At 67.7% G+C, this 20,514-nt stretch carries 19 protein-coding genes and 1 tRNA gene; 5 read left to right on the forward strand and 15 right to left on the reverse strand.

The window, feature by feature from the left end:
• Nucleotides 1-563 (forward strand): IS110 family transposase (locus tag P0D62_RS07605; RefSeq protein ID WP_275702034.1); only part of this gene is annotated, 563 nt, incomplete at its 5' end.
• On the opposite strand, the gene P0D62_RS07610 is transcribed toward P0D62_RS07605, so the two are convergent.
• Nucleotides 533-1,788 (reverse strand): IS3 family transposase gene (locus tag P0D62_RS07610; RefSeq protein WP_275702035.1). Its coding sequence is split into 2 segments (ribosomal slippage): nt 533-1,446 and nt 1,446-1,788, totalling 1,257 coding nucleotides; the frame shifts between segments, so codons are not numbered across the junction. The two genes, P0D62_RS07605 and P0D62_RS07610, sit on opposite strands and share 31 nt — an antisense overlap.
• Before the next feature lie 45 nt (nt 1,789-1,833).
• On the opposite strand from P0D62_RS07610, the gene P0D62_RS07615 reads away from it, so the two are divergent.
• The gene (locus P0D62_RS07615; protein ID WP_275702191.1) at nt 1,834-2,352 is read left to right on the forward strand and encodes a transposase; all 519 of its coding nucleotides are present in this window, start codon (nt 1,834-1,836) and stop codon (nt 2,350-2,352) included.
• A gap of 176 nt (nt 2,353-2,528) precedes the next feature.
• Here the strand turns inward: P0D62_RS07615 and P0D62_RS07620 are convergent, their stop codons facing one another.
• The 8 genes from P0D62_RS07620 to metB form a co-directional block, all read right to left on the reverse strand.
• Nucleotides 2,529-3,134: a response regulator transcription factor gene (locus P0D62_RS07620; RefSeq protein ID WP_275702036.1), complete on the reverse strand. Its 606-nt coding sequence runs from the start codon at nt 3,132-3,134 to the stop codon at nt 2,529-2,531.
• A complete protein-coding gene (locus P0D62_RS07625) occupies nt 3,131-4,402 on the reverse strand; it encodes a sensor histidine kinase (protein WP_275702037.1) in 1,272 nt (423 codons plus the stop codon). Before P0D62_RS07625 ends, P0D62_RS07620 begins: the two co-directional genes overlap by 4 nt.
• A 37-nt stretch (nt 4,403-4,439) precedes the next feature.
• Entirely contained in the window at nt 4,440-5,255 is an 816-nt protein-coding gene (locus tag P0D62_RS07630; RefSeq protein ID WP_275702038.1) for an ABC transporter permease, read from the reverse strand.
• A 26-nt stretch (nt 5,256-5,281) separates the two neighbouring features.
• Nucleotides 5,282-6,253, reverse strand: a complete 972-nt coding sequence (locus P0D62_RS07635; RefSeq protein WP_275702039.1) for an ABC transporter ATP-binding protein — start codon at nt 6,251-6,253, stop codon at nt 5,282-5,284.
• 66 nt (nt 6,254-6,319) lie between these two features.
• Nucleotides 6,320-7,033 (reverse strand): S8/S53 family peptidase, encoded by a 714-nt coding sequence (locus P0D62_RS07640; protein WP_275702040.1) that lies wholly within the window; start codon nt 7,031-7,033, stop codon nt 6,320-6,322.
• On the reverse strand, nt 7,030-8,319 hold the full coding sequence (locus P0D62_RS07645) for a hypothetical protein (RefSeq protein WP_275702041.1): 1,290 nt from the start codon (nt 8,317-8,319) through the stop codon (nt 7,030-7,032). Before P0D62_RS07645 ends, P0D62_RS07640 begins: the two co-directional genes overlap by 4 nt.
• 84 nt (nt 8,320-8,403) lie before the next feature.
• Entirely contained in the window at nt 8,404-9,783 is a 1,380-nt protein-coding gene (locus tag P0D62_RS07650) for a DUF4032 domain-containing protein (protein ID WP_275702042.1), read from the reverse strand.
• Nucleotides 9,784-9,845: 62 nt separating this feature from the next.
• Nucleotides 9,846-10,994, reverse strand: a complete 1,149-nt coding sequence (gene metB, locus P0D62_RS07655) for a cystathionine gamma-synthase (protein WP_275702043.1) — start codon at nt 10,992-10,994, stop codon at nt 9,846-9,848.
• A gap of 128 nt (nt 10,995-11,122) precedes the next feature.
• Here metB and P0D62_RS07660 point away from each other — a divergent pair, with 128 nt between their 5' ends.
• Complete coding sequence (locus P0D62_RS07660) at nt 11,123-12,565, forward strand: sulfatase family protein (RefSeq protein ID WP_275702044.1); 1,443 nt, start codon at nt 11,123-11,125, stop codon at nt 12,563-12,565.
• Nucleotides 12,566-12,694: 129 nt separating this feature from the next.
• Here the strand turns inward: P0D62_RS07660 and P0D62_RS07665 are convergent, their stop codons facing one another.
• Nucleotides 12,695-13,792 carry an ABC transporter ATP-binding protein gene (locus tag P0D62_RS07665; RefSeq protein ID WP_275702045.1) on the reverse strand — a complete coding sequence of 366 codons (1,098 nt, stop codon included), beginning with the start codon at nt 13,790-13,792 and terminating at the stop codon, nt 12,695-12,697.
• Nucleotides 13,793-13,992: 200 nt separating this feature from the next.
• Here P0D62_RS07665 and P0D62_RS07670 point away from each other — a divergent pair, with 200 nt between their 5' ends.
• Both P0D62_RS07670 and P0D62_RS07675 read left to right on the forward strand, forming a co-directional pair.
• Nucleotides 13,993-14,739 (forward strand): DedA family protein, encoded by a 747-nt coding sequence (locus P0D62_RS07670; protein ID WP_275702046.1) that lies wholly within the window; start codon nt 13,993-13,995, stop codon nt 14,737-14,739.
• A gap of 54 nt (nt 14,740-14,793) precedes the next feature.
• Nucleotides 14,794-17,643, forward strand: coding sequence for a glycoside hydrolase family 32 protein (locus P0D62_RS07675; RefSeq protein ID WP_275702047.1), 2,850 nt, complete (start codon nt 14,794-14,796; stop codon nt 17,641-17,643).
• An 85-nt stretch (nt 17,644-17,728) separates the two neighbouring features.
• Here the strand turns inward: P0D62_RS07675 and P0D62_RS07680 are convergent, their stop codons facing one another.
• The 5 genes from P0D62_RS07680 to P0D62_RS07700 form a co-directional block, all read right to left on the reverse strand.
• Nucleotides 17,729-17,977 carry a toxin-antitoxin system HicB family antitoxin gene (locus P0D62_RS07680; protein WP_275702048.1) on the reverse strand — a complete coding sequence of 83 codons (249 nt, stop codon included), beginning with the start codon at nt 17,975-17,977 and terminating at the stop codon, nt 17,729-17,731.
• Complete coding sequence (locus P0D62_RS07685) at nt 17,974-18,951, reverse strand: SPFH domain-containing protein (protein ID WP_275702049.1); 978 nt, start codon at nt 18,949-18,951, stop codon at nt 17,974-17,976. The genes P0D62_RS07680 and P0D62_RS07685 overlap by 4 nt, the downstream gene beginning before the upstream one ends.
• A 160-nt stretch (nt 18,952-19,111) precedes the next feature.
• Nucleotides 19,112-19,714 carry a class I SAM-dependent methyltransferase gene (locus P0D62_RS07690; protein WP_275702050.1) on the reverse strand — a complete coding sequence of 201 codons (603 nt, stop codon included), beginning with the start codon at nt 19,712-19,714 and terminating at the stop codon, nt 19,112-19,114.
• Nucleotides 19,715-19,867: 153 nt separating this feature from the next.
• Nucleotides 19,868-20,362 (reverse strand): Cys-tRNA(Pro) deacylase, encoded by a 495-nt coding sequence (ybaK, locus tag P0D62_RS07695; RefSeq protein ID WP_275702051.1) that lies wholly within the window; start codon nt 20,360-20,362, stop codon nt 19,868-19,870.
• A 28-nt stretch (nt 20,363-20,390) separates the two neighbouring features.
• A tRNA-Thr gene (locus P0D62_RS07700) sits at nt 20,391-20,466 on the reverse strand.
• Between the last annotated feature and the right edge of the window lie 48 nt (nt 20,467-20,514).

Genomic DNA, 20,514 nt, shown 5'->3' on the forward strand with positions numbered 1-20,514 from the left:
ACGCCCGCCACGTGAAAACCGTTCCCGGCCGTAAAACCGATGTTAACGACGCTACCTGGCTCGCTCAGATCGGAGCCCACGGACTCGTGCGTGCGTCCTTCGTGCCACCACCTGAGATCCGTGAACTGCGTGACCTGACCCGAACCAGGGCCACCATCACCCGTGACCGGGCCCGCGAGATCAACCGGCTGGAGAAACTCCTCGAAGGCGCAGGTATCAAACTCTCCAGCGTCGTCACCAACCTCACCGGGGTCTCCGCCCGCGCCATGCTCACCGCTCTGGCCGATGGTGAACGCGACCCCGAAACCCTCGCCGGTTTGGCGCACTACAGCATGCGCGGTAAACAAGCCCAACTCATCGCCGCTCTGACCGGAGCATTCAAACCCCACCACGGGCTCCTGGTCAAAACCCACTACACGCTGATCGATTCCTACGACCAAGCCATCAGCGAGATCACCCAACACATCGAGGTGGTGATCGAGCCCTTTCGTGTGTTCGGGCCTTGCCCCTGGTTCTTGGACACAGGGGTTGATTACGCAGCTAACGGGAGCGTAGCAGCGTAGAGGGATTCGTAGGTGGATGGTGACTGGTAGCCGCACCAAGAGTGCCGACGGCGGGTGTTGTAGCGCACGACCCAGCGGAACACTTCACGGCGGCAGGTGGCCTCGTCGGCCCAACAAGCGGCGTCTTGGAGGACCTCTCGTTTCAGGGTGGCGTTGAACGACTCGGCCAGCGCGTTGTCAGCACTCGACCCGACCGCTCCCATGGACTGGGTCACGCCGAGGCTGTCGCAGAGCCGGGCGTAGTCCTTCGACGTGTAAACCGCGCCGTGGTCGGAGTGGAACACGGCTCCGGTCAGGCCGCCGCGGGTCGCGGCAGCGGCCTTCAACGCGTCAGCGACGAGGCTGGTGCGCATGTGATCGGCGACCGCCCAACCGGCGAGGCGACGCGAGTAGCAGTCGATCACGGTAGCCAGGTACAAGTTCGACCCGTCAGCGATCGATAGATAGGTGATGTCGCCGACATAACGCAGCCCTGGCGCGTCAGCGGTGAAGTCCCGCTTCAGCAGATCAGGAACCTTCTGACTCGACGGTTCCGGGATCGTGGTCCTGACTCGGCGTTTCTTCACATACCCGCAGATCCGGTTGGCCCGCATCACCCGCGCGACCCGCTTGTGGTTCACCCGCTCGCCGGCGGGTTTACCGTCGTTGAGTTCCGCGGTGACCCTGGGTGCACCCATCGTGTTGTCCTGGCCATGGATCCTGCGGATCCTGTCAGCAAGATCGGTATCGGAGACCGCCCGCGCGGCCCGAGCCGGAGCCCCGGCCTTCCATGCGTAGTACGACGAACGCTCGATCTCGACGAGCTCACACAGTCGCTTCACCTCGAAGGTGGCCGTGTTGTCAGCGACGAACTGGAAGCGACTCACCAGCGCGTCTCCCCGGCGAAATACTTGGCCGCCCGCCGAAGGATCTCCCGCTCGGTAGTCAGCTTCGTCGTCTCGGCCCGCAACACCGCGTTCTCGGCCTCCAGCCGAGCGATCTTCTGCTCCGGCGACTCAACACCGGCCGCCGCCTGGAGGTTTGTTCTGGACTGTAACGGGCTCGAGGTCAGCATCCCGTCAGCAGCGGTCTTCTTGCCCGTCCCGTACACCTCAAGCCACCCACGCAACGTGCCACGCACGACGCCCAGGTCCTCAGCGATACCGCGGACCGTGGCCCCCGGCGTGGACTCGTACAAATCGACCGCCTGACGACGGAACTCCTCGGAGTAGTTCTTCCTAGCCATGATCTCGGATCATCTCGCTCTCTCCGCCCCCATCACGGGTGCGGGATTCGGCGTGTCCAAGATTCAGGGTCAGGCCCCTTCCGGGAACTACTCACCTCCATCCCCGGGATCAGCACCACCGTCGCTGACATCGTGATCGCGGAAACCGGGGCAGACATGACCCGGTTCCCCACCGCCGCTCACCTGGCCTCCTGGGCAGGAGTCGCCCCCGGCAGCAACGAGTCCGCCGGGAAACACAAAACCGTGTCCGTGCGCCACGGCAACAAACACCTCAAAGCAGCCCTCGGTATCGCGGCCCTGTCCGTGACCCGCACCAAGAACACCTACCTCGCCGCCAGGTTCCAACGCGTGAAAGCACGACGAGGAGGCAAACGCGCCCTCGTCGCGCTCCAACACACCATGATCACCACGATCTGGCACATGGCCACCAACGGCACCTACTACCAAGACCCCGGCACCAACTACCACGACCGGCAAAACCCCAACCGCACACGCCAACGACTGATCAAAGCCCTCAACACCCTCGGCTACGACGTCACCCTCACCCTCAAAGAAGCCGCCTAACCCCCACACCAACAGACCATCTTCGTAACAGGCTCAGGCTTGAGGCTCGTTCCTCGCCTTGAGCCTTCGCACCTCAAAGAGCGTGAACGAGGTGCTTCGCGCCCTCTGGATTGTCGAGGCTTCGGCTTGGGGCTCGTTCGTCGCCCTGAGCCTTCGCACCTCAAAGAGCGTCGTTGTTAGATCCAGCCGCGGGAGCGGGCGATCTTGACGGCCTCGTGGCGGGTGGTGGCTCCGAGTTTGGTCATGGCTGAGCTGAGGTAGTTGCGCACCGTTCCTGGAGACAGGCTGACCTGGGTGGAGATGTCCTCGACGGGGGCGCCTTCGTCCGCGGCCAGCAGCACGTCGGCTTCCCGAGGAGTGAGAGGGGAGTCGCCGGCGGCGATGGCGTCGGCGGCCAGTTGTGGGTCGACGTGGCGGCCGCCCGCGTGCACGGTGCGGATCACCTGGGCGAGGGAGGCCCCACTGATCGTCTTGGGGACGAAGCCCCGGACACCTTGTGAGAGGGCCTGCTTCAGGTGGCCGGGCAGGCCGTGGCTGGTGACGATCACGCACGCACAGCCAGGTAGCTCCGTCGCCAGCGCGGTGGCGACCTCGATGCCGGAGCGGCCAGGCATCTGCAGGTCGAGCACCGCGACGTCGGGCCGGTAGTGGCCGGCTGTGGCCAGCGCCTCGTCGCCGGAGGCCGCCTGTCCCACCACCTCGATGTCCTCCTCGAGGCCGAGCAGGGACACGAGCGCCTCTCGGATCAGGTTCTCGTCCTCGGCCACGATGATGCGGATCACGCGGTCTCCTTCCTCAGCAACTGCCGCAGGTTCGCCAGGGCGATGGCATCCACGGTAGCGGTCAGCCGGAAGGAGTCGGCGTCGTGCTCCCAGCTCAGCGTGCCGCCGACCTCCGCCAGGCGCTCGGCCAACCCGGCCAGACCTGAGCCTGAATGCTCGGCGGACGGATGGGGACGGTCGTTGGAGATCTCCAACCGAGCCAGCCCCTCCTCGCTGGTGACGACGATCCGCGCGACGGTCGCATCGGCGTGGCGCAGCACGTTGGTGGCGGCCTCGCGCACGGTCCAGGCGAAGGCGCGCGCGACGGGTGCGGGCAGCAGCGCGGTGCCTTCGTGCAGCGTCGTCACTGCGATGCCGACCGCCTCCAGCAACGCTTTGGTGCCGGCGACCTCGCTGGCCAGGTCGGCCTCGCGATAGCCGCGCACCACCTCGCGCACCTCGGTGAGGGCGTCGGTGGCGATGGCCTGCACCTCGCGCATGGTGGCTGCAGCCTCGGGCCGTCCCCGCTCTGCCTGCGCGGCGGCGAGCTCCGATTTGAGCGCGACGGCGGAAAGCGTGCGGCCGAACACGTCGTGCAGGTCGCGAGAGAACCGCACCCGCTCCTCGGCGACGGCCAGCCGGGCTTCGTCGGTGCGGGCCCGTTCCAACGCCCGGGTGGTGGCGATCACGTTGATGAACATCGAGCCGAAGCCCACGAGGAAGGCGGCGAAGAAGCCGCTCAGGAAGCTGATCGAGATCCGGGTGTTGATCACCGAGGAGTCGCTGGTCGGGATCGCCCATACCGCGAACAGGGCGAGACCGATGGCGGCCGTGATCGCCATGCCGAGGCGCGGCGTCGAGGCCGGAAAGCTCTCGGTGCCCCTCACCCGGAGCAGGAGTGCGGGCAGCGCGAGCATGCCTCCGAGCAACGCATTCGAGATGGCCAGCAGGACGGGATCCTCGGGAGCGAAGAGCCCCGCGACCCCCGTCGCCGCGAGGCTCAGCACCACCCAGGCGCCCAGGAAGAGACGGTGACGTGAGGACCGGAACAGGCGATCCCATCGGCTCGGCGGAAGAAGCCCGAGGTCGCGGAGGCGGCTGTGCAGGACGGTGAGCGCGGCCCATCCGGCAGCCAGGATCAGCAGCGCCCATCCGACCAGCCAGCTCCAAGGAACGTCGCGTTCGAAGAGGGACAGGAGGACGACCGACGGCAGGATCGGGTATCCCTGATGCAGTGATCCGTACAGGTAGCCTTCGGATCGCCGCACGCCCAGATCTGTGCTGCTCACTGTTCCTCCTCTGGGTAGACCCTATCTGCGGACCGCGTTAAGAGCGGGCGTCCCAGCGGAAGGTGCGCAGACCGAGCCAGAGCGACACCGCAGCCCAGAGCAACAGCGGAACCAGCATCTGCAGCATCGCCAGACCGGTGTCGGCGAAGCCGGTCACGGGAGCGCCGTCGATATCGGTGCCCGCGTAGGCCAGGGTGATCAGGTCGATGACGGGGGTCATCGGCAGCCAGTGGGCCACCGTCTGGACGGCCTCCGGCAGGAACGCCAGCGGGATGGAGAAGCCGGAGAGCAGGATCGAGATCATGATGAGCGGCATGGTGGTCAGCTGCGCCGACTCGACGGTGCGGGTCCAGGAGGCGCTGATCACGGCCAGCCCCGTCCACGCCGAGGTGCCCCCGACGATGGCGAGCACCAGCGCCAGAGGATGTTCGATGGAGGCGCCGAGCGCCATCGCGCCGACGACGCCCAGCGACGACTGCACCACGAGCAGCGCCCACAGCGGAACGGCCGGGGCGAGCATGATCTCGATCGGGGTGGGCTCGCCCGCCACGAGGCGCTTGAGCGTGTGCTGCTCGCGCCGGGCCACCAGCGAGGTGACCAGCGTGAAATAGACGACGAACATCAGCGAGGTGCACACCAGCATCATGGTGAGCATCGCGCCGAAGCTCAGCCCGTCCATGGGGACGTTGGAGAGCATGAATGCCATCGCGACGGGCAGGGCGACGGCGGTGAACACCGCGGTGCGGTTGCGCAGCAGGATGGTGGTCTCGGCGCGCACCAGCGAGGCGAATCGGCGGATGCGGGAGCCCCGGCTCGGGCTGGTTGCGGTGGGATGAAGGGCGAGAGCGGTCATGGCAGACTCCTAGGAGAAGTGGGTGGTCAGTGGGTGTCGGCGATGGAGAGGAAGACCTGCTCGAGCGTCGCCGAGCGGGCGTCCAGACCGGTCAGCTGGGTGGATCCGGCCCAGTCGAGCACGCGGCGCAGGCTGTCCTGGAGGGTGGGCGTCTCGATCAGCACGGCGTCGTCGACGGTGATGTTGGCCCCCGGCACCGTCAGGTCCGACAGGGCGAGCGACGAGGGACGGGCGAAGGAGATGCGCGCCGGCGATTCGGCGACGATCTCTGCGAGCGAGCCCTCGCGGGCGATGAGGCCGCGGTGCATGATGGCGATCCGGTCGGCGAGCCGCTCCGCCTCCTCCAGGTAGTGGGTGGTCAGCAGCAGCGAGGTGCCCTGTCCGACGAGGTGCTCGATGAGCGTCCAGATGTTGCGCCGAGACTCGGGGTCGAGGCCGGTGGTGGGTTCATCCAGGATCAGCACCTCCGGCCGGCCCATGATCGCCAGCGCGATATCCAGCCGGCGACGCTCACCGCCCGACAGCTTCGCCGACTCGACGTCGGCCCGGTCACTCAGGTCGACCGACGCCAGGACATCGTCGACGGGGAGCGGCCGGGTCAGCGTGCCATGCCACATCCGGGCGATCTCTCTGGCGGTGAGAGCCGGCGGGAAGCCGGAGCTCTGCAGCACGACTCCGGTGCGGTGACGCACCGCGTCGCGCTCGCGGACCGGGTCGTGGCCCAGCACCTGGATGGATCCGGCGCTGGGGGAGGCCAGCCCCTCGATGAGCTCGACGGTGGAGGTCTTGCCCGCGCCGTTGGTGCCCAGCAGGGCGAACACCTCGCCGCGGCGGACGGTCAGATCGATGCCCTTGACGGCCTCGAACGGCTCAGGGGCCTTCGAGCCCGGGAACAGTGAGCGCTGCGGCGCGCGGTAGCTGCGGCGCAGGTTGCGCACGACGATGGCGTCGTCGGTGCGGGTGGTGCGGGGACTCTGGTGAAGCTGCGTCGTGGTCATGGAACCAGTCTTCTGGCGGAATCGCCCGGCCCCCAGTGCCATCGATCACGAGCCGACGTGGATCCTTCACAGGGTGGGCATGACGTTTGTCATGAGCCGCTGGGAGTAGTGGCCGGCAGCGAGCACGGAGGCGGGGGAGGAGCCCCGCATGAGCTGTGTTCCGTCAGGCCCCGATGCCTCGACGGCGTCGCCGGGGGCGGCCAGATCGGCGCGGGCGCTGCACTCCGGCAGCACGCCGTCGGGACCGACGGCGGTCACGGCTGCCACCTCCGGCAGCCAGGCGGGGAAGGTGAGGTTCTCAGGGCCTAGGTTGCCTGCGGCGGCGAAGAGGGCGACGCCCCGCGCGGCGGCGAGCGCGACGGCTCGAGCGACGGCAGCCGATCCAGTGAGCCGGCCGAAGGGCATCACCGCGATGTGCGCGCCCATCCGGGTAGCCCACAGCAGCGCCTCGGCGACGTCACGTGCGTCGTCGGCGCCGCCCAGCACGTCGCAGGCGAGCAGAGTGGCCTCCGGCACCAGGCCGCGCCGCTGCGCCACCCCCTGCCCGACCAACAACGATGCGCAGCCGGTGGCGTGCGGCGACGTCCCGCGGAGGACGGGACGGGCGAAGGAACCGCGACGGCCAGGCCACCGTCGTATGCGTGCCTCGCGGAGATCGGGATGCGAGGCATCCACCGCGCCGTCCAACAGCGCGATGCGGATCCCGTCGCCCGCGCCGGGACGCTCCGGTGGTGAACTCACCACCGGAGCGTCGCCGAGTGGGCGAGAGTCAAGGCTCACCCGTGGATCTTCCAGTAGTACTTGACCTGGTAGTGACCGCCATGGCCGTAGAAGTTGGCCACCCGGATGCCGGACGACGGGTTGCCCCACTGCCCGTTCGGGTAGTACCAGCGAGCGGACTTGCTGGGCGTCGTGACGCTGACCGTCTGGATCGGGAAGATGTCGTCGCCGAACAGGTTGATCAGCCACCCGACGAAGACATCGACGATCCACGCGACGGCCGCACCGATCGCGTTGGCGATCACCGGGCCGAGGTAGGCGCTGAGGCCTGCGCCGATCGCCTTCGCGATGGCCGCCTTCACCTGGTCGCGAACCGACTTCCACACCCGGTCGAGGAAGGCCTGCAGGCCGCCGTGATCCTTCTCGGCGAGGATGAAGGCCACGAGGTACTTCTTCGGCCAGTAGTTGCCCTCGTTCATGTTGAACGTGGTGTAGCGCCAGTTGGGGTAGGTCTTGCGGTCGCCGTCGTCGAAGCCGCCGCCGATGTAGACCTCGTTGATCGGGCGGGTGTCGCCGTCCTCGTCGGTCTCGATGCCGGCCAGCGCGATCTCGTCGCTGCCCCACCACTCCGGGTTGGTCTCGTCGACGCACTTCACCTCGGTGATCCACAGACCCATGTTGCTGGGATCCGCGAACGGCTCGAAGTCCTCGCCGACCACCATGCCCTCGAAGGGATCGCCTTCGGTGACGGGGCCCCAGACGTCGGCGAGACGGTCGTGGTTGACGACGCCGGTCTCGATCCGGGCCTCCTCAGCCTTGTCCGCGGCCGCGGCGACTCGCTCGACGGTCAGCGCCTCGCCCTCGACGGTGAGCGCTCCCTCCTGTGCGGAGAGCCGGGTCAGGGGCACGATGAACTGATCGCCCTTGAGGCCGAGCAGCTTCTTGTCGATCTTCGGCAGCGTGACGTTGGTGGTGAACGAGTCGAACCCGCCCTTGCGGACGAAGGTCGTCGCGTCCAGCACGCCGGCGTTGCCGAACATCGCCAGACGCGCGCTCTCGGGTGCCGTCACCAGCTTGGACGCGACGCCCGCGAAGTGCTCCTGGCGGTCCTTCGCGAGAGTGGCGAGCGCCGAGTGCATATCCGCCTCGATCGATCCGGCCTGCAGCGTCTCCGCCGAGCTGGCCGCCGCGGTGGCGAAGGAGTACTTCAATCCGCCGAGCACCGACTCCGCGATCTTGCGGATCTCGCCCTGCGTGGGAGCGGTGACGGCCTCGTCGACGGACGGCGTCGGAAGAATCCTCAATTCCTTCAGATCGAAGTTCCCGAAGGTGGTCGTGATAGACATGGTTTTTCCCCTCTCGTGAGTCCCTGTGACTCACTGCTCGATAAGAGCGGGGACCTGATCGGCTGATACAGGTGAGATAAGGATTCAGTCCTTGTCCTTCGACGCGGCCTTGGCTCGGAGCGCGTTGATGTCGAGGGTCTCGTACAGAGGAACCTCGGGGTCGTTGGCGGCGTCCTCCCACGGATCGTAGGGTTCGTCGTCGTCATCGTCATCGACGAAGCCCTGCGACGGGTCGTAGATGTTGCGCAGTTCCTGGCCGACGGGCTGCAGCGTGCCGAGGTGCTCGTCGGGCAGCTCGGTGAGGATGTCGTTGATGTAGCCGGCGGTGGCCTCTTCCGTCGCCACCTCGCGCTGCTCGCGCTGCGACTGGAACCACCGGTAGTCGAGCATCTCGTGGAAGAACTGGGCGGGCTCGCGCTTGGCGCGTAGGTGGTGCGGGATGCGCGCGATGGTGGGCTCGAAGATCTCCAGCAACCAGCGGTGGGCGGACACCGACTCGGGCAGCTCGGGGCACACCTTGGCGCGGTAGGCGTCCATGTCGTTCAGCAACCGCCGGGCCTGGTGTTCCTCGGCGTCGATGCCGGTCAGCCTCATCAGACGACGGGAGTGGTGTCCCGCGTCGACCACCTTGGGCTGGATGCGGATGGTGCGGCCGTCGGCTGAGGTCGATACGTCGATCTCGGCGACGTCGAAGCCCAGCGCGTTCAGGCGCCGGCCGCGGCCCTCGATGCGATACAGCTCCGAGCCGTCGAACTCCTCCACCCCGGTGAGCTCGTTCCACAGCGCGTGGTAACGCTCCTCGATGGTGGCTACCAGAGCGGCCGGGTCGAGCGACTCGTCCAGCATCTCGCCGGCCTCGAGATCGAGGAACTCGCCGAACAGGTTGGTGCGGGCGATCTGCAGGTCGTGGGCGCGCTGGCCGTCGGTGAGCTCGGGATGGATCTCGCCCGTCTCCGCGTCGACGAGGTATGCCGCGAACTCGCCCGCGTCGCGGCGGAACAGGATGTTGGACAGCGACACGTCGCCCCAGAAGAAGCCGGTGAGGTGGAGGCGCACGAGCAGCACCACCATCGCGTCGAGGAGGCGCACCACCGTCTCGTGCTTGATGCCCTTGTAGAACAGCGCGCGATACGGGAGCGAGAAGGGCAGGTGCCGGGTGAGCAGGATGGGGTCGAGCGGCAGGCCCTCGCCGTCCTTGCGGCCGAGCACCACGGCGACCGGATCGACGCTGGGCACATTGAGCCGGTCCAGTTCGTGCAGCAGCCGGTACTCCTGCACGGCCACCTCTTCCAGGATCTCCTTGGCCGCGAAGATGTCGTCACCCACCTGGATGAAGCGCACCACGTGCCGGGAGATGCCTCGGGGGAGCGCCACCAGGTTCTCCGTGGGCCACTCCGCCAGCGGGACGTTCCAGGGCAGGGTGATCAGCTGCGGGTTGGGTTTGGCAGCGAGAAACCTGGGCACGGAATGCAGTCTATGAGGTTTGGCGGGCCATCGGACCGCGTGCCATCCATCCGCGGAACGTCTTAGGTGCGATCCAACGCCTCTGAGACGACGGCGACCAGGTCGTCGCGGCTCTCGAGACCGATGCTGAAGCGCAACATGCCTGGCGTGATTCCGGCCACTTCCCGGGCCTCGGGCGTCATGCCGGCGTGGGTCATCGTCTCGGGATGGCACACCAAGGACTCGACGCCGCCGAGCGATTCGGCCAGGTGGAAGATCTCCAGGCCGTCCAGGAAACGACGACAGGACTCCCAGCTGCCCAGATCGATGCTGAGCAGCGATCCGAAGCCCGACTGCTGACGCGCCGCGACGTCGTGTCCCTCGTGGGTCGGCAGGCCGGGGTAGTGCAGCGCGGTGACGGCGGGGTGAGCGTCGAAGAGGTCGACGAGGGCGCGGGTGTTCTCGTCGTGCACGCGCAGCCGCGCGTCGAGGGTGCGCAGCCCGCGCAACGTGAGGTAGGAGTCGAGCGGGCTGGCGGTGAGGCCCAGCGCGTTGGCCCAGAGCCTCAGGTTCTCGTGCTGCTCCGGCGTCGAGGCGACGACGGCGCCGCCCACCACGTCGGAGTGACCGTTCAGGAACTTGGTGGTGGAGTGGATCACCAGGTCGGCTCCGAGCGCCAGCGGCTGCTGCAGCAGGGGCGAGAGGAAGGTGTTGTCGGCCACCACCAAAGCGCCCGCGCGGTGGGCCGCCGCCGCGGCCGCCTCGATGTCGGTGATCCTGAGCAGCGGGTTGGAGGGCGTCTCGATCCACACCAGATCGGCGCCCGAGGCGAGCGACTCGGCGTAGGCCTCGGAGTTGAAGTCGACGAAGTCGACGACGAAGCGGCCTTGTGCGGCCAGCATGGTGAACAGCCGCCAGGTGCCGCCATACGCGTCGTGCTGCACGACGATGCGCCCGCCGGTCGGCACGTAGGCCTCGGCGATCAGGGTGATCGCTGCCAGGCCCGAGGCGACGATGGTGGCCCCGGCCCCGCCCTCCAGCTCCGCGACGGCCTCGCCCAGCAGATCCCGGGTGGGGTTGCCGGAGCGGGAGTAGTCGTAGGTCCGCGGCCGACCGGGCGCCTCGAAGGCGTAATTGCTCGACAGGTAGATGGGAGGCACGACGGCCCCTTGCGCCGGATCGGTTCCCATGCCGGTGCGTATCGCTTTGGTCCACTGTCCGAGCTCAGCCATGGGCCCAACCGTAGCGATCTCGCGGGCCTTGACGGAACCGCGTTCTCTCTCGGGAGAGAACGTGAGATCTCACCTCGGAGTTGCTATGGCCGTGGTCGGGAAGATCCTCCCGCCGCTAGCCTGTGACGATGAGCAGCGACGCACGTGCAGCCGTCGGGGCCGGGCGCCCCAACATCGTCTTCCTCCTGTCCGACGACCACGCCGCCAACGCGATCAGTTGCTACGGCTCCGTCGTCAATCGCACGCCCGGCATCGACCGGATCGCGGAGGCCGGCGTGCGGTTCGAGACGGCCCTGGTGGAGAACGCGCTGTGCACGCCCAGCCGCGCCGCCTTCCTGACGGGCACCTACAGCCACGTGAGCGCCGTGACGACGCTCAGCACGTACCTGACCAACGATCAGCCGACGTTCATCGGCGCCCTGCGCGCGGCCGGCTACCGCACGGCGATCTTCGGCAAGTGGCATCTCGGGCACGGCGAGGGCTACGACCCGGCGGGGTTCGATCACTGGGAGGTGCTGCCCGACCAGGGGGAGTACTTCGACCCGGAGTTCTACACCCCCGACGGCCCCGTGCGTCGCGAGGGCTACGTCACCGACATCATCACCGAGCGCGCCCTCGACTGGATGGCCGAACAGGGGGATGAGCCGTTCTGCGTCCTCATCTGGCACAAGGCCCCGCACCGCCCCTGGCAGCCGCATCCGCGGCACGCCGGCCTGTTCGTCGACCCGATCCCCGTGCCCGATACCTTCTTCGACGACTACGAGGGCCGCGGCACCGCCGCGCGGCACGCGACGATGCGGGTGGCCGACGATCTCACCGACATCGACCTCAAGGAGGATCCGCCGGAGGAGCTCCCGTACCGCGACCTCGCGCTCTGGAAGTACCAGCGCTACCTGCAGGACTACCTGCGCTGCGTCGCCGCGCTGGACGAAGGCGTCGAGACCGTGCTCGGCGCGCTGCGCGACCGCGGCCAGTGGGACGACACGGTGACCATCTACGCCTCCGACCAGGGCTTCTTCCTGGGTGAGCACGGCTGGTTCGATAAGCGCTTCATGTATGAGGAGTCGCTCCGGATGCCGTTGGTGCTGAGCTACCCGGCCAAGGTCGCGCCCGGCCAGGAGGTGGCGAGCCTCGTCGCGAACGTCGACCTGGGGCAGACCATCCTCGACTTCGCCGGCGTCGACGCGCCCGAGCGGATGCAGGGCTACAGCCTCGTGCCGCTGCTCACCGACGACCCGACGGCGGTGGTGCGCGACGCGCACTACTACCGCTACTACGAGCACGACGACAACATGCACCACGTCTGGGCGCACTACGGGATCCGCACCGAGCGCTACAAGCTGATCTACTACTACGCCGACGGCATGGGGCTGCCCAACACCTCAGGCGTGAGCTACCCGCCCGAGTGGGAGCTGTTCGACCTGGAGCGGGATCCGTACGAGCTGCGCAGCGTCCACCTCGATCCCGAGTACGCCGGCGTCCGAGCCGAACTCACCCGACGGCTCGAGGAACTGCAGCGCGAGCTGGGCGACGAGCCCTTCCACCGCCGGCCGCGGCCGCCCCGGGCATGACGGCGGCCGTGGGTCCGCCGTCGGAACGCCCCCATGCGGGCCCCCCGATCGCGCCCTGAGCGTTTGAAGGAGATAAAGCAAAGAGGCGGGCCCCCAAGGGAGCCCGCCTCTTTGCTGCTATGAGAGCGATCAGCTGATGCGCAGACCGGACTTGTTGCTGAACACGTGCACCGAGTCGGGATCGGCGACCAGGCGCACGACCTCGCCGCGCTCGGGGGCGGTGCGAGCCTTGACGCGGGCGATGAACTGCTGGGCAGTGATCTTCTCGTCCTCGCTCAGGCCGGCAAGGGTGCCGTACAGGTACGAGTCCGCACCCAGCTCCTCGAGCACCGCGATGTCGAGGCCGATGCCGGTGCCGTCGGCGGAGACCTGGAAGTTCTCGGGACGGATGCCGACGGTGAGGGTGCTCTCACCAGCCGCCTTGGCCAGGGTCTCGCGGGGAACCTTCACCACGAAGTCGCCCACCTGGACGCCATCGGCGGTGACGTTGCCGGAGATGAGGTTCATGGCGGGCGAGCCGATGAAGCCCGCGACGAACAGGTTGACCGGCGCGTCGTACAGGCTCAGCGGGCTGGCGCACTGCTGAAGGATGCCGTCCTTCATGACCGCCACGCGATCGCCCATCGTCATGGCCTCGACCTGGTCGTGCGTGACGTAGACGGTGGTGACGCCCAGGCGCTGCTGCAGAGCGGCGATCTGGGTACGGGTGGACACGCGCAGCTTGGCGTCGAGGTTCGACAGCGGCTCGTCCATCAGGAAGACCTGGGGCGAACGCACGATCGCGCGGCCCATGGCGACGCGCTGACGCTGGCCACCGGAGAGAGCCTTCGGCTTGCGGTTGAGGAAGTCCTCGAGGCCGAGCAGCTTGGCGGCCTCCTGCACGCGAGCCTGACGCTCGGCCTTGGGAACGTTGGCCATCTTCAGGGCGAAGCCCATGTTGTCGCCCACGGTCATGTGGGGGTAGAGGGCGTAGTTCTGGAAGACCATCGCGATGTCGCGATCCTTCGGCGGGAGGTCGGTGACATCGCGGTCGCCGATGAAGATGTTGCCTGCGTTGACCTCTTCGAGGCCGGCGAGCATACGCAGCGAGGTCGACTTGCCACAGCCGGACGGGCCGACGAGGACCATGAACTCGCCATCGGCGATTTCGAGGTTCAGCTTGTCGACGGCGTTGCGGTCGGCTCCGGGGTAGCGCCTGCAGGCGTCACGAAAACTAACGGTGGCCATGCCACACATCCTTTCCACGGGCAGGTACGTGCCCGACGATCCGTAGTGGAGAAGAGAACCCTCATCGTTTAAGGGCTTCTGGTGTGAACTGTAACTGGTAGTAGTCCCCGTCGTCCATGTGGGTCCGCTTTCTGGACGGGCGTGTCGCCCGCGTTCGCTCCCGCTGGGGGAGCGCTCGTGCGGCGGGTACGCTTCGGCAGGTGGAATCCAATGAGCCAGACCGCACGCCGTCCGACGGTGTCGACCCCACCGAGGAACGCCCCTGGTGGGAGGACGAAGGCATGCCGTGGAAGAAGGAGCCCGGGCGCTCCGACTACGCATGTCTCGCCTGGTTCGGCGTGATCGGAGTATTCAGCCTTGCCCTGATCCCGACGCGCGCCTGGCTGCTCGGAGTGGCACCCGACTGGCTGGCCATGATCACCGGCGGACGCACCGCCGTCGCCGCGTCGGGGGCGCTCGCGGGCGTGGGGCAGATGGCTCACTGGCCGGTCGTGCTCGTGATCGCGTCGATCTTGAGCCTCAAGTTCGACTGGATCTACTGGTGGGCCGGCAAGCTGTGGGGCCGGGGCATGATCGAGATCTGGGCCGGGCGCAGCGTCCGGGCCAAGCGCAACTACGACCGGGCCGAGCGCTGGGCGGAGAAGCTGGGCCCGCTCGGCTTTTTCATCGCCTATGTGCCCATTCCGCTGCCGCTGATGCAGGTGGTCTTCGTGCTGTCCGGTGCCGCGAAGATGAGCCTGAAGCGCTTCCTGATCTATGACTACGTCGCCAGCACCATCTGGCTGGTCTTCTATTTCTGGCTGGGCTGGCAGCTCGGCGAACCTGTCGTGGAGATCCTGAACTGGTACGCGCGGATCGCAGGATATGTCGCGATCGGCCTGCTCGTGGTGATCGTCGTCACCACCGTGTTGTCGGCGCGGAAGAAGGCATCTAGCCAGGAGGGCTAACACGTTTTAGACTGATGTCTCCCGACACCGACGTCACGTCAAGGAGACATCTAGATGACCCGTCCCCAAGGTCTCACCACCCCGTTATGGCGGCGCCGCCTGGTGCCGCTCGCCCTCGCCGGCTGCCTGCTCGCCGCCGGCGTCACCCTGCCCGGCAATGCCGAGCCGCGCGAGGAGGCCTCGCAGCCCTACCGTCCCCTGGTCCACTTCTCCCCGGAGAAGAACTGGATGAACGACCCCAACGGCATGGTCTATGTCGACGGCGTCTACCACCTCTTCTTCCAGCACAACCCCCAAGCCACCACCTGGGGCAACATGAGCTGGGGACACGCCACGTCCACCGATCTGGTGACGTGGAAAGAACAACCGATCGCCATCCCGCAGACCTTCAATGACGACGGCGTCGCGATCGAGGACATCTTCTCGGGCTCCGTCGTGGTGGACAAGGACAACACGTCCGGCTTCGGCGAGCCCGGAGGCAAGGCGCCCCTGGTGGCCGTCTACACCTCGGCCTACACCGGAGCGCATCCCACGCATGCCGGGCTGCAGGCCCAGTCGCTGGCATACAGCCTCGACGACGGCATGACCTGGACCAAGTATGAGAACAACCCAGTGCTCAACCGCGACTCGGCGAACTTCCGCGACCCGAAGGTGTTCTGGTACGAGGGCGACGGCGAGTCCTACTGGGTGATGGTGGCCGTCGAGGCCCTCGAACACAAGGTGGTGCTCTACCGCAGCGACGATCTGCGCAGCTGGGATCACCTGTCCGACTTCGGCCCCGCCAACTCGGTGGCCGGCATCTGGGAGTGCCCCGATCTCTTCGAGCTGCCGGTCGACGGCGACCCGAACAACACCAAGTGGGTGATGGTGGTCAACCTCAACCCCGGTGCGGTCGCGGGCGGCAGCGGCGGTCAGTACTTCGTCGGCGACTTCGACGGCACCACTTTCACCAGCGAGTCCACCGTCACCGAGGACCCGCTGCCGGAAGGCGTGGTGTTCCAGGACTTCGAGGACGGCTACGGCGACTGGACGGTCAACAACGAGCCCGAGAACTGGGCGAACGGGCCCTTCGGCGACGCACCGGCCGCCGGAGCGCTGGACGGTCAGTCCCCGGTCAGCGGTTTCGTGGGCGACGGCCTGGTGAACAGCTTCCTCGACCACGACTGGGCGATCGGCTCGCTGGAGTCGCCGAGCTTCACCGTGGAGAAGCCGTTCTTGAACTTCCTGGTCGGTGGCGGCAACCATCCGCCCGTGCCCGGCGGTCAGATCGGCAACGAGGCTCCTGCCGGCAGCACCGTGCTGTTCGACTTCGAGAACGGCCCGCTCGCCGACAACGGCTGGGAGCTGACCGGCGACTTCGCGACGGAGCCCGAGCGCAGCCCGTCGGCCAACGCCGGCAATGCCTACCTCGGCACCTACTCGGTCAACACCTGGCTGGCCGGCCCCGACGGCGACGCGAACACCGGCGCCTTCACGTCGCCCGAGTTCACCATCGACGGCGACCACCTGTCCTTCCTGATCGGCGCCGGTCGTCGCGACGACGGCACGCTGGGCGTCGAGTTGCTCGTCGACGGCGAGGCCGTGCGCTACGCCACCGGCCGCAACGACGACCGACTCAACTGGACCTCGTGGGATGTCTCCGAATTCGACGGCAAGAAGGCGCGGGTTCGGATCGTCGACGAGGCCGAGTCCGGTGCCTGGCCACAGCTGTGGGTGGACCACTTCGTGATCGGCGACGAGCCGGCCCAGGTTCGTTCCGAGGAGGTCACCGTCAACCTCGTCGTCGACGGAGAGGTGGTGCGCAGCGCCTCCGGCAACGAGAGCGAGACCCTGGAATGGGAATCCTGGAACATCGCCGAGTTCCTGGGTAAGGACGCTCAGATCGTCATCATCGACAACAACCGCTACGGCTGGGGCCACATCCTGGCCGACCAGTTCATGTTCTCCGACTCGCTGGCCGGCAGCAGGCTGGAGCGCTACGACTGGCTCGACTGGGGCCGCGACTACTACGCGACCGTCTCCTACTCCGGCACCACCGATGATTCCGTGCGGATCATGCAGGGCTGGATGAACAACTGGCAGTACGCCGAGGCCATCCCCACCTCCACCTGGCGCAGTTCCATGACGCTGCCCCGCGAGGTGGCCCTGGTGAACACCGACAAGGGTCCGCGGCTGGTTCAGCGGGTGGTCGATCAGGTCGACGGCCTGCTCGACGAGGCGAGCGCCAAGAGTGCGTCCGACGTGGCGCTGTCCGGCGACACCGACCTAGGCCTGAGTGGCGACGTGGTGCGGATCGACGTGACGCTCGATCCCGGCACCGCGGAGCGATCCGGCATCCGCGTCTTCGGAGGTGCCGATGGCACCGGAACGCTGATCGGGTACGACGTCACCACCGGTCGGGTCTTCGTCGATCGCCGGAACTCGGGCAACGTCGACTTCCATGCCCGGTTCGCCTCGATCGAGGACGCACCGGTGGCGCGCAATGCCGACGGCACGGTCAGCTTTGAGATCTACCTCGACCGTGCGTCGGTGGAGTTGTTCGCCGATGACGGCCTGATCACGATCACCGACCAGGTGTTCCCGGTGGCCGGCGCCGACCGGATCGACGGCTTCGCCGAAGGTGGCACGGCGACCATCGCCTCGATCGCCGTGACGCCCCTGAAGCCGACGATGTGGCAGGGCGAGCCGTCGCCCGAGCCCTCGGAGTCTCCGGAACCGTCCGAGTCGCCTGAGCCCTCGGAGTCCCCGGAGCCTTCGGAGACGCCGTCGCCGGAGCCGTCCAAGAGCCCGTCGGCCGAGCCCAGCTCGACGCCCACGGCCACCTCTTCCCCGACGGCCACGTCGAGCCCGTCGCCCACCCGGACCAAGGGGCCCCGGCCGGGGCTGCCTGACACGGGCGAGTAAGGGGTTCTGCGGAAGCAGACAGCACTGCTGAGAAAAGATCGTCCCGACGGCACCAGCCGTCGGGACGATCTTCGTGTGGGGAGGGCTACTCGGAATCGCGCCTCGGCCGGCCGGGGCGCCTCATGGGACCGGCCTGCACGTCGCGCCCGGAGGTGCGCAGGGCGTCGCGCAGCAGCTTCTCGATGTGCGCGTTGAGGCTGCGCAGGTCGTCGGCCGCCCATTTGGATAGCGCTTCGTGCACGGCCGGGTCGAGCCGCAGCAAGAGCTGCTTGCGACTCGGCTTGGGCTGGCGGGGCCGCTCTGTGAAGGCGGCCCCGCCGTCGTGCTCGGTCACCCGTACAGCGTCCCGGTATTGATGACCGGCGTGGAGCGGGAGTCGGAGCAGAGCACCACGAGCAGGTTGGAGACCATGGCGGCCTTGCGCTCGTCGTCGAGTTCGACGACGGAGTGCTCCTCCAAACGCTCCAGCGCCTGCTCCACCATGCCCACCGCGCCGTCGACGATCTTGCTGCGGGCCGCGAGCACGGCCGAGGCCTGCTGGCGCTGCAGCATCGCTCCGGCGATCTCCGGGGCGTAGGCGAGCGAGGAGATGCGGGTCTCGACCACCTCGATGCCGGCGATGGTGATGCGGGCTGCCACCTCCTCGGCGAGCTCGCGGGAGACCAGATCGGTGGAGCCGCGCAGGCTCTCCTCGCCGGGCTCCGCGAAGTCGTACGGGTGAGTGGTCGCGATGTGCCGCAGGGCCGACTCGGCCTGCACCGTCACGAAGTCCTCGTAGGCCTCGACGGCGAATACCGACTTGGCGGTGTCGGCCACCTGCCACACCACGATGGCCGCGATGTTGATCGGGTTGCCGTCGGCGTCGTTGACCTTGAGCTCGTTGGTCTCGAAGTTGCGCACCTTCACCGAGACCTTCTTCTTGGTGGTCAGCGGGACCGTGAGCAGCAGGCCCTGCTTGCGGATGGTGCCGATGTACTTGCCGAAGAACTGCAGCACTTTGGTGTCGCCGGGGGCGACGATGGTCAGCGACGAGAAGACCACCAGGCCGGCGATGAAGGCCACGATCGACCCGAAGATGATCAGGCCGCTGACCGGATAGCCGGAGTCGGAGGCGATCGCGGTGGAGACGATGCCCCAGACCGCGAGTGCCAGCAGGGCCAGGCCGAGGAGCAGCGCCAACGCACCGGACATCGTCCACGCTGTGCGCTCCTCGACGATGACCCGGGTGCCCTCGTGGCCCACGGGCTTATCGGCCACCGCTCCGCCGACGGAGGCCTCGTCGTGATCGGGGACTAGGTGTTGCGCCATGTCTGCTCCTCAAATCAGATATCAATGTGATATCAGTTTAGCAGACATCCTGCATCCACGCTCTCCGAGGTTCCGCCTCACGTTCTCCGAGGGGCGAGTGCCACTGACGCTCTTCGAGGTGCGAGGCCGCCCGCGGCCGAGCCTCGAGGAGAGCGTGAGGTCACCTGGCCAGCACCGCCACCAGGAAGTCGGAGTCGGCGGTGAACGCGCGCAGATCCCAGGTGGAGAGGGGGAGGTCCAGGCGCAGTCCGGCGGCCTCGACGTCGGAGAGGAACTCCGAGAACTCGTAGCCACGACCGGCGCCGAAGCCCACTACGGCGCGTCCGTCTTCGGCCAGGTGGGTGCCGAAGCGACGCAGCACCTCCACTCGGGTGGACGGAGCGAGGAATCCCATCACGTTGCCGGCGCAGACGATGGCGTCGAAGTTCGCCTCCACGCCCCGCGCGGGAAGGTCCATCTCGGCGAGATCGCCGGTCAGCCAGGTGGGGCCGGGATAGTCGCGCTCGGCGGCCTCGATCAGGGCGGGGTCGACGTCGACGCCGACGACGGTGTGGCCCACGGCGTGCAGCCGCCCGCCCACGCGGCCCGGGCCGCAGCCGGCATCCAGGATCCGCGCATTGCGCGAGACCATCGCGTCGATCATGCGCGCCTCGCCGCCCAGATCGTGGCCGTTGGCCTCCATGATCTTGAAACGCTCGATGTAGCGCTGGGAGTGGCCGGGGTCGGCGGCGATGATGCGGGTCCACTTGCTGGGTTCAGTCATAGGGGACATTCTTGCCCACGCCGCAAGGCCCGCCGCACCGGGCCCATCGTCCGGCTGTGATGAACACAGATCTGCGTATACGCGACGGCCTCGCTGTATACGGGAGGCCTTCGCGTCTGCGCAGATTTATGTACGGGATAGGTCGGGGCGAGGTCAGTGACGGGCGATCGGGGCTGCGGTGCCCTTGGTGGCCGTGAGCAGGTCGGAGGGGGAGAGCTCGAGGTCGAAGCCGCGCTTTCCGCCGCTCACCAGGACGGTGTCGTGGTCCGTCGCGGAGGCGTCGAGCACGGTGGGCAGGGCCTTCTTCTGACCGATCGGGCTGATCCCGCCCACCACATATCCCGTGCTGCGCTCGGCGGCGGCCGGATCGGCCATCGTCGCGCGCTTGCTCTTCAGCGCCGAGGCGATGGCCTTCAGGTCCAGCTGCGCGTCGACCGGGACGATGCCGACGGCCAGGCCCGAGTCGGTGTCGACGAGCAGGGTCTTGAACACCCGGGCGGGGGCGACGCCGAGGGCTTCGGCCGCCTCGAGTCCGAATGACGGAGCCGAGGGGTCGTGCTCGTAGCTGCGCACCTGGTAGTCGATGCCCAATCGGTCGAGCGTCACGGTGGCAGGGGTTCCGCCGGCAGTTTTCTTCTTCTTCGCCATGGTCCCCTCCGCGCTCGCACACCGGCAGTGGAGCCTCCTGAGGGAGTCGAACCCTCGACCACTCGCTTACAAGGCGAGCGCTCTGGCCGCTGAGCTAAGGAGGCAAGTGTGCCTATTGTGGCGCAACCAGGGCGCCCGCGGAAACTCCGCGG

This window comes from Tessaracoccus caeni, from assembly GCF_029211185.1.
GTDB lineage: Bacteria > Actinomycetota > Actinomycetes > Propionibacteriales > Propionibacteriaceae > Arachnia > Arachnia caeni.